This is a genomic window from Streptomyces sp. NPDC059900 (genome assembly GCF_050270335.1).
Classification (GTDB): Bacteria; Actinomycetota; Actinomycetes; order Streptomycetales; family Streptomycetaceae; genus Streptomyces.
This window is the reverse complement of the sequence record NZ_JBNNJZ010000384.1, coordinates 1-7,904: the sequence shown is the minus strand read 5'-3', so window position 1 is coordinate 7,904 and position 7,904 is coordinate 1. Positions and strand designations below refer to the sequence as shown.

Here is a 7,904-nt window from a genome sequence, read left to right as displayed (position 1 = left end):
GGCTCCTGGACCACGCCGCTGGCCCCCGGCGCCGATCTGCGGACGGACCTGCCGCGCTACCGGGTGTGGCAGGACGGCGAGCTGACCGACGAACCCACGGACGTGGTCGACCGGTGGCGGGACGACCTGGTGTCGTTCCTCATCGGCTGCAGCTTCACCTTCGAGTGGGCGCTGAGCGAGTCCGGCGTGCCGATGCGCCACGTCGAGCAGGGCCGCAACGTCTCCATGTACGTCACCGCGCGCCCCTGCCGTCCGGCGGGCCGGCTGCACGGCCCCATGGTGGTCTCGATGCGCCACGTGCCGCCCGAGCACCTCTCGGCGGCGATCAGGGAGACCTCCCTGCTGCCCGCCGTGCACGGCAGCCCGGTGCACTGCGGGGACCCGGCGGGGCTCGGCATCGAGGATCTGGACCGTCCCGACTTCGGTGATCCAGTGGCCGGCGAGCCCGGTGACATCCCGGTGTTCTGGGCATGCGGAGTGACACCGCAGGCCGCCGTGATGGCTTCGCGGCCGCCCTTCGCGATCACGCACGCGCCGGGCCAGATGTTCATCACCGACGCCCGTGACGAGCAGTACCGGGTGGCCTGAGCAGGCCCGGCCGGCAACCGGCAACAGAACGGAACCAGGAGAACCACCCGCATGACCGAAGTCACGACCGACGCCTTGATCGATCTCAACGCCGACCTCGGCGAGGGCTTCGGCCGCTGGCGCCTGACCGACGACGAGGAGCTGCTCTCCGTCGTCACCAGCGCCAATGTGGCCTGCGGCTTCCACGCGGGGGACGCGGCCACCATGCGCCGCGTGTGCGAGCAGGCCGCCGCGCGCGGAGTACGGATCGGCGCCCAGGTCTCCTACCGCGACCTGGCGGGCTTCGGGCGCCGCTCCATGGACGTACCCGCCGATGAGCTGGCGGCCGAAGTCGCTTACCAGATCGGCGCCCTGGAGGTCTTCGCGCGGGCGGCCGGCACGCGCGTGTCGTACGTGAAGCCGCACGGTGCGCTCTACAACCGCGTCGTCCACGACGAGGACCAGGCGCGTGCCGTCGTCGAAGGGGTGCTGCTCGCGGATCACACGCTGCCCGTCCTCGGCCTTCCGGGATCGCGCATCCTGGAGACGGCAGGCAAGGCCGGACTCCCCGTCGTCACCGAGGCGTTCGCGGACCGCGCGTACACCCCGCAGGGGACGCTCGTGCCGCGCGGCAGCGACGGCGCCGTCATCACGGAGGCCGGTGCCGTCGTCGAACGTTCGGTCGACATGGCCCGGTCCGGGACCGTCACCGCTCTGGACGGGCAGCGGATCGCGGTCCGCGCGCGCTCGTTGTGCCTGCACGGCGACACCGCGGGTGCGGTGGCCCTCGCCCGGCAGGTCAGGGCGCGCCTCGAAGCGTCGGGTGTCCGGGTGGAGGCCTTCGCGTGAGGGTGCTTCCGGTCGGCGACCTGGCGCTGCTCGTCGAACTCGCCGACGGCGACGAGGCGCAGGCCCTGCACGCCGAGCTGCTGCGCCGCAGGGCGGCGGGCCTGATCCGCGTACGGGAGATCGTGCCCGCGGCCCGCACGGTGCTCCTGGACGGCCTCGACGACCCCGGCCGCGTCGGGGCGGAGCTCGCCGCCCTGGAGATCCCGCCGCTTTCGGCGCGCGCGCAGGACGTACGGGAGATCCCCGTCCGTTACGACGGGCCCGACCTGGCGGATGTGGCGGCGCTCTGGGGTGTGCCCGTCACGGAGGTCGCGCGCATCCACTCGGCGGCCGAATTCCGGGTCGCCTTCTGCGGGTTCGCGCCCGGCTTCGGCTATCTCACCGGCCTTCCCAAGCGCTACGAAGTGCCCCGGCGGGCCTCGCCGCGCACGAGCGTCCCGGCCGGCAGCGTCGCCCTGGCGGGCGGGTACACAGGGATGTATCCGCGCTCGTCGCCCGGCGGCTGGCAGCTGATCGGCACGACCGATGCCGTGCTGTGGGACCACGCGCGCGTGCCTGCCGCCCTGCTCACGCCGGGGCTGCGGGTGCGCTTCGTGCCCGTGGCCGGCGCCTCCACCGCGGAGGCATGATGACGGACCGGGCCTTCTCCGTCGTACGGGCAGGGGCGCTGACCACGGTGCAGGACCAGGGGCGTCCCGGACACGCGCACCTCGGAGTGCCGCGCTCCGGAGCCCTCGATCCGGCCGCGGCCCGCCTCGCCAACCGCCTCGTCGGCAACTCTCCCGAAGCCGCCGTCCTGGAGACCACCCTGGCCGGCTGCTCCGTACGGCCGCGGTGCGCGGTGACGGTGGCGGTCGTGGGCGCTCCCTGCCCGGTGACGGTCGACGGCCGCCCGGTGGCCTGGGGTGCACCTGTGCGCGTGCCGGCAGGTGCGCTGCTCGACGTCGGAACGGCCGTCTCCGGAGTACGTTGCTACGTCGCGTTCGGCGGCGGAGTCGCCGTCGACCCGGTGCTCGCGAGCCGCTCGACGGACCTGCTCTCCGGGCTCGGCCCTCCCCCGCTCGCGGACGGAACCGTCATCCCCCTGGGGCATGCCGCCGCGCCCCACACGCGCGTGGACGCCGTCCCGCACCCGGCGCCACCGCACGAGCTGGTCCTGCGGGTGGCGTACGGGCCGCGCGCCGACTGGTTCACCGCAGCGGCCCTGCGCACGCTGACCACGCGTGCGTACCGGGTGTCCTCGGCGAGCAACCGCATCGGGCTGCGCACCGAAGGTCCCGCTCTCGAGCGCGCGTGCACCGATGAACTCCCCAGCGAGGGCATGGTCCTGGGCGCCGTCCAGGTGCCGCCGGACGGCCGCCCCGTGGTCTTCCTCGCCGATCACCCGACGACCGGCGGCTATCCGGTGATCGCGGTGGTCAGGGAGGCGGATCTGGCCGGGGCGGCGCAGGCGGTGCCGGGCACTTTGGTGCGTTTCGTACCGGCGGGGCGGCGCTGAGGGTCTCCTCGGTCCACTACGCCGCGCCCGGCCGCTCGGCCGCGGTGAGGGCGGCGAGGGCCGCCGTCACCGCGTCGGCGGCGCTCAGGTCGAGCCGGGCGCTGCTGCCCCGCACCTGATGGCGCACCTCGTCGGCCGCGAGGGCGAGCAGTTGGGGCAGCAGATCGGTGCACCGGCGCGCCACCCAGCCGGTGCCCGCGGTGGCGAGCCACAGCAGGCCCGCCGACCGGGTGGGTGACGGGAGTCGGGGTTCGCGCGAGGGCGGGCTGCCCGCCGCGATGCCGCGTGCCGCGAGCAGTTCGTGGAAGCGGGCTGCCACCAGCCGGTGGCCGCGCTCGCCGGGGTGCAGCCGGTCCGCGCTCCACAGCGTTCGGTCGGCGACCCATTCGTCCGCGGCGAGATGCAGGTGGACGGCGCCGTACCGCTCGGACAGCGCGTGCACCACGGCGTTGACGGCACGTTGTCTGCGGGCCAGCGGGCGGGCCAGGGCTCCGGGGAGGCCGAGGATGGCTCCCGGGTCGGGGAGGCAGGCGGTGAGCAGCCGGGCGCCTTGCCGCGCGGCGGCGGCGTAGACCGTGTCGAGGCTTGCCGCCACGGCCCGGATGTCGAACGTGCAGCGCAGGGTGTCGTTGACGCCGACGATGACGGAGAGCAGGTCGGGCTGCAGCTCCAGCGCCCGGGGCAGCTGCCGGTTCAGCACGTCGCGGGTCTGGGCGCCGCTCGCGGCGAGGTTGTGGAACTGCGCCTCGGCCTCCGGACCTGCAAGCCCCGCGGCCAGCAGCGCCGCCCATCCCCGCCGGCCTTCGCCCACAGGGTCTCCGATGCCCGCGGTCAGCGAGTCGCCCAGGGCCACGAAGCACAGCGGCTTCACAAGGCGCGGCCCCTTCACAAGGCCCGGCGGCTTCACGACGCACGGCGGCTCCACGACGCACGGCGGCTTCACAGGGCACGTCCCTCGCGAGGCGCCGCCCCGAGCGCCCCTCCGCCTGCCGTTCCGGCAACCGGCATCAGGGGTGTGCCCGCCCTGGAGGACGGCTGCCCACCACCAGGACCCGTAGAAGCCTCATGCGCCCCCAGGAACCCCGCCACCGCCCTCTCCCACCCGAAGCACTCCGCACGCGCGCGTGCCGCCTCCCTGCGTTTGTGCCCGGGGCGCAGGAGCAGCGCCTGCACGGCGGACGCGAACGCCTCGCCGCTGGGGGACGCCGCCGCGCCCGCCCCGCCCACGATCTCCTGCAGCGCAGACGACGCGGCGGCCACCACCGGCGTCCCGCAGGCCAGTGCTTCCAGGGCGGCGAGGCCGAACGTCTCGCAGGGGCCAGGCGCCAGACAGACGTCGGCCGTCGCCTGCAGCGCGCCCAGAGCCGTCCGGTCCTCGACGTGACCCAGGAACGTCACCGGCAACCGCCGCTCGCGCGCCCGCAGTTCGAGGCGGGCCCGCAGCGGCCCGTCCCCCGCCACCACGAGTACCGCGGGCACACCCCGGCCGCGGAGCGCCTCCAGGGCGTCAAGGGCCATGCCCGGCCGCTTCTCCACCGACAGGCGGGAGCAGAGCAGCAGCAGAACCTCGTCCACGCGCGCGTGGCGCTCGCGCACGCGCGGATCACGCAGCCCGGGACGGCTGCCCACCAGGTCGACGCCGAGCGGCGCCCTGACGACATTGCGCGCCCCGATGCGCACGAACTCGCGCTCGGCCCACTCCGTGGTGCACACCACGCGCGCGTAGGCGTGCGCCGTACGGGAGTTGAGGGCGTCGGCCACGCGTACGGCGGCCTGCCGGGGCATGCCCCAGGACCTGAGGACGCCGTCCGCCGTCTCGTGGGAGACCATCACGGCCGGAATCCTGCGGTGCCGGGCCCATGCGCCGGTCCAGCGCAGGGTCGTGCGGTCGCAGACCTCGATGCGGTCGGGGGCGAGGCCTTCGAGAAGCCGGGCCACCCGTGGCCGGTCGGTGAGGACGCGGTAGCCGCCGGTGCCCGGCAGCAGTGTGCCCGGCAGGGTCACGACGCGCCCCTGGTCGGTGTCGCGGACCCCGGCCCGCTCACCCGGCACGATCAGAACGGGCTCGTGCCCGGCCGCACGGTAGCCGCGCCCCAACTCCCGCAGAGCGGTGCGCAGTCCGCCCGAGGAGGGGGTGACGAAGTTGGCGAGCCGCACGATGCGCAGCGAGGCCGGCTCCCGCACACCGGAGCGGGCCGCCGCCGCTGCCGTTGCCGCCGCCGCGCGGTAGGCCGCTTCCCGGTACAGGGCCGCCTTCATGCCGCCCTACTTTCTTGAGTGCGTCCCGTGAGTTCGCGACTCTGGGTCCGCGCGGCGAGCACCTGGCCGTAGTGGCCTACGAGCTGCTCGCCCACCGCCGCCCAGGTCCGGCCTTCGACGGCCGCGCGCCCGGCCCGTCCGTACGCGGCGCGAAGGCCCGGATCGGCGGCGAGCGCCCAGACCGCGTCACGCACCGCGAGGGTGTCCCGCGGCGGAACCAGGGCTCCGGTGCGGCCGGGCACGACGAGGTCGAGCGGGCCTCCTGCGGCGGGCGCGATCACCGGCACACCGCTGGCCATGGCTTCCTGCACGGTCTGGCAGAACGTCTCGTGGGGCCCTGTGTGCACGAAGAGGTCCAACGAGGCGTAGATCCGGGCGAGTTCGCTCCCGGTACGGCGCCCCGTCATGACCGCGCCCGGCAGCGCCGCCCGCACGGACGCCTCGCTCGGCCCGTCGCCGACGACGACCACCCGCACGCCCTCCAGGGAGCACACCCCGGCAAGAAGCTCGACCTGCTTCTCGGGAGCGAGGCGCCCCACGTAGCCGACGATCAGCTCGCCGTCCGGCGCCAGTCGACGGCGTACGGACTCGTCCCGCAGGCCGGGCCGGAACCGGGTGGTGTCCACGCCCCGCGGCCACAGCCGCACCCGTGGCACCCCGCGGGCCACCAGATCGCGCTGGGCGGCCGACGAGGGGGCGAGGGTGCGGTCGGCCGCGGTGTGGACGGCACGGATGCGGCGCCAGGCCGCGGCCTCGCCCGCCCCCACGTACGTACGCGCGTAGCCGCCCAGATCCGTCTGGTAGACGGCGACGGCGGGGATGCCCAGGCGCGCGGCGGCCGCCATGCCGCGCACGCCGAGGACGAACGGGCTGGCCAGGTGGACGAGGTCGGCCCGGTGCGCGCTCAGCGCGGCCGACAGGCGCCGGCTGGGCAGGGCAACCCTGACCTGCGGATATCCGGGGAGGGGCAGGGAGGGCACGCGGACGACGGGACAGGGCGCACTGGCATCGGCTGCGGCGTCCGCACCGGCCGCGGGTGCCGGGGCAATGACCAGGGGGTCGTGACCGTGGGCGGCGAGCTGCCGGGCGGTCTGGAGGGCGCAGTGCGCCACGCCGTTGACGTCGGGAGGGAAGGATTCGGTGACGATGACGACACGCATACCCGTGTTGTCGTCGTGCGGGGCGTGGTCACGTCAACGTGGATCTTTCCTGGCGAGGAACGTCCCGTGAGCGTTCCCCTCCGCACGCGCTCCCCCCGTTGAGCGCGCCCGGCCGTGCCTCCGCCGTGCCGAGGGCTACACCTCGGCCGCGTCGGGGTCGATTCTGCTGCGTACCGCGGTCTGTACCTCGTCCTCCTCGGCGGGATCCGCGGCGAGCCTTCTGAGCTGGGTGACCACGCGGGCGTCGCCGGTCTCGGCGTGCCGTGCGGCGACTTCGCGGGTGGACTCCTCGCAGTCCCACAGGCATTCGACGGCGAATCCGGCGGCGAAGGAGGGGTCGGTGGCGGCGAGCGCGCGGGCGGCGCGTCCGCGCAGGTGGGAGGAGGCGGTCTCGCGGTAGACGTGGCGCAGGACGGGGGCCGCGCAGGCGATGCCGAGCCGTCCCGCTCCGTCGACGAGCGTCCAGAGGGTGGGTGCGTCCGGGCCTTCGCCGCGGACGGCTTCGCGGAGGGCGGCCAGGACGAGCTTGCTGTCCCGGGCGCCGCCCCGGCAGGCGAGCACCCGTCCGGCGGCGGCGCCGAGCACGTCGGGCCGCAGGGCCCAGCGGCGGGCCCGCTCGACGGCGGCGACGCTCTGCATCCGCTCGAAGGCCTCGGCGGCGGCGTCCACGACGGCCCGTGAGGTGTCCTGGACCGCGAGTTCGATCAGGTCGAAGACTTCGGGATCGTGGGTGTCCGCGAGGTAGCGCAGGGCCGTGCCGCGCGCCCCGTCGGAGCCGCTGCGGGCGGCCTCGATGATCTCGGCGCGGTCGTCGGGACCGGCGACGGCGCTCAGGCAGCGGGCCGCGGGGACGTGCAGGACCGCTCCCCGTTCGAGCCCTTCCTGCGCCCAGTCGAAGACGGCCCGGACGCTCCAGCCGGGTCGCGGGCCCGACGGCCGCATCTGCCGCTGCCAGCGGTCGAAGGAGCCCTGCTCGCGGGCGGCCCGGACGCGGGCGCCGATCGTCTCGCGCGGATCCTCCTCCCACAGCCGCCAGGGCCGGGGTTCGTAGGCGTCGCGCACGGTGGCGGCGAGTTCGGCCTCGCCCTGCGCGTCCGAGGGGAATCTGGCGAGCACGGGCACGGCCAGGGCGCGCAGGCCCGCGTCGTCGTCGCGCAGCGCCAGTTCGTCCAGGGCCCAGGCCCAGTTGGCGCCGAAGGCCGCGTACCTGCGCAGCAGTTCGAGCGCGTCGTGCCTGCCGTACGAGGCGAGGTGCCCCAGGACCGCCAGCGCGAGGCCGGTGCGGGAGTCGTCCGTGTCCAGGACGTCCTCGGGGTCGAACAGATGCCGCTCGATCTCCTCGATCCCGCCGCGGAGATCGAGGTAGAGCCTGGCGTAGTAGAGGGAGCGGTTCTCGACCTGCCAGTCGTGGCGCGGGTCGTGGAGCACGCAGGTCTCGAGGGCGGCGAGCGCCTCGGACCGGGGTGCGGTGAGTGCGTGCAGCGTGCCGTCGCCGCGGCCCCGCTGCAGCAGGCCGAGCAGCGTACCGCTGGGCGCTATGACCGGATCGAACATGGGAAACAGCCTCACAT

The 7,904-nt window shown here is 75.0% G+C and carries 8 protein-coding genes; 4 read left to right on the top strand and 4 right to left on the bottom strand.

Annotation, left to right across the window (positions count from 1 at the left end):
- The 4 genes from ACQKIP_RS33340 to ACQKIP_RS33325 form a co-directional block, all read left to right on the top strand.
- The coding region (locus ACQKIP_RS33340) for a putative hydro-lyase (RefSeq protein WP_427745008.1) at positions 1–588 on the top strand (588 nt) is incomplete at its 5' end.
- A 51-nt stretch (positions 589–639) separates the two neighbouring features.
- The gene (locus ACQKIP_RS33335; protein WP_365864132.1) at positions 640–1,416 is read left to right on the top strand and encodes a LamB/YcsF family protein; all 777 of its coding nucleotides are present in this window, start codon (positions 640–642) and stop codon (positions 1,414–1,416) included.
- Positions 1,413–2,045, top strand: a complete 633-nt coding sequence (locus ACQKIP_RS33330; protein ID WP_365864133.1) for a 5-oxoprolinase subunit B family protein — start codon at positions 1,413–1,415, stop codon at positions 2,043–2,045. Before ACQKIP_RS33335 ends, ACQKIP_RS33330 begins: the two co-directional genes overlap by 4 nt.
- The gene (locus tag ACQKIP_RS33325; protein WP_365864134.1) at positions 2,045–2,914 is read left to right on the top strand and encodes a biotin-dependent carboxyltransferase family protein; all 870 of its coding nucleotides are present in this window, start codon (positions 2,045–2,047) and stop codon (positions 2,912–2,914) included. The genes ACQKIP_RS33330 and ACQKIP_RS33325 overlap by 1 nt, the downstream gene beginning before the upstream one ends.
- 16 nt (positions 2,915–2,930) lie before the next feature.
- Here the strand turns inward: ACQKIP_RS33325 and ACQKIP_RS33320 are convergent, their stop codons facing one another.
- The 4 genes from ACQKIP_RS33320 to ACQKIP_RS33305 form a co-directional block, all read right to left on the bottom strand.
- Entirely contained in the window at positions 2,931–3,785 is an 855-nt protein-coding gene (locus ACQKIP_RS33320) for an SGNH/GDSL hydrolase family protein (RefSeq protein ID WP_365864135.1), read from the bottom strand.
- 68 nt (positions 3,786–3,853) lie between these two features.
- Complete coding sequence (locus ACQKIP_RS33315) at positions 3,854–5,173, bottom strand: glycosyltransferase (RefSeq protein ID WP_365864137.1); 1,320 nt, start codon at positions 5,171–5,173, stop codon at positions 3,854–3,856.
- Positions 5,170–6,333 carry a glycosyltransferase family 4 protein gene (locus tag ACQKIP_RS33310; RefSeq protein WP_365864139.1) on the bottom strand — a complete coding sequence of 388 codons (1,164 nt, stop codon included), beginning with the start codon at positions 6,331–6,333 and terminating at the stop codon, positions 5,170–5,172. The genes ACQKIP_RS33315 and ACQKIP_RS33310 overlap by 4 nt, the downstream gene beginning before the upstream one ends.
- Before the next feature lie 135 nt (positions 6,334–6,468).
- Positions 6,469–7,887 carry a HEAT repeat domain-containing protein gene (locus ACQKIP_RS33305; protein ID WP_365864140.1) on the bottom strand — a complete coding sequence of 473 codons (1,419 nt, stop codon included), beginning with the start codon at positions 7,885–7,887 and terminating at the stop codon, positions 6,469–6,471.
- Positions 7,888–7,904: the final 17 nt, after the last annotated feature.

Bases quoted from the DNA above. Each gene is read 5' to 3' on its own strand.
- ACQKIP_RS33315 (WP_365864137.1), bottom strand. From the start codon at position 5,173: ATGAAGGCGGCCCTGTACCGGGAAGCGGCCTACCGCGCGGCGGCGGCA.
- ACQKIP_RS33310 (WP_365864139.1), bottom strand. From the start codon at position 6,333: ATGCGTGTCGTCATCGTCACCGAATCCTTCCCTCCCGACGTCAACGGC.
- ACQKIP_RS33335 (WP_365864132.1), top strand. From the start codon at position 640: ATGACCGAAGTCACGACCGACGCCTTGATCGATCTCAACGCCGACCTC.
- ACQKIP_RS33325 (WP_365864134.1), top strand. From the start codon at position 2,045: ATGACGGACCGGGCCTTCTCCGTCGTACGGGCAGGGGCGCTGACCACG.
- ACQKIP_RS33305 (WP_365864140.1), bottom strand. From the start codon at position 7,887: ATGTTCGATCCGGTCATAGCGCCCAGCGGTACGCTGCTCGGCCTGCTG.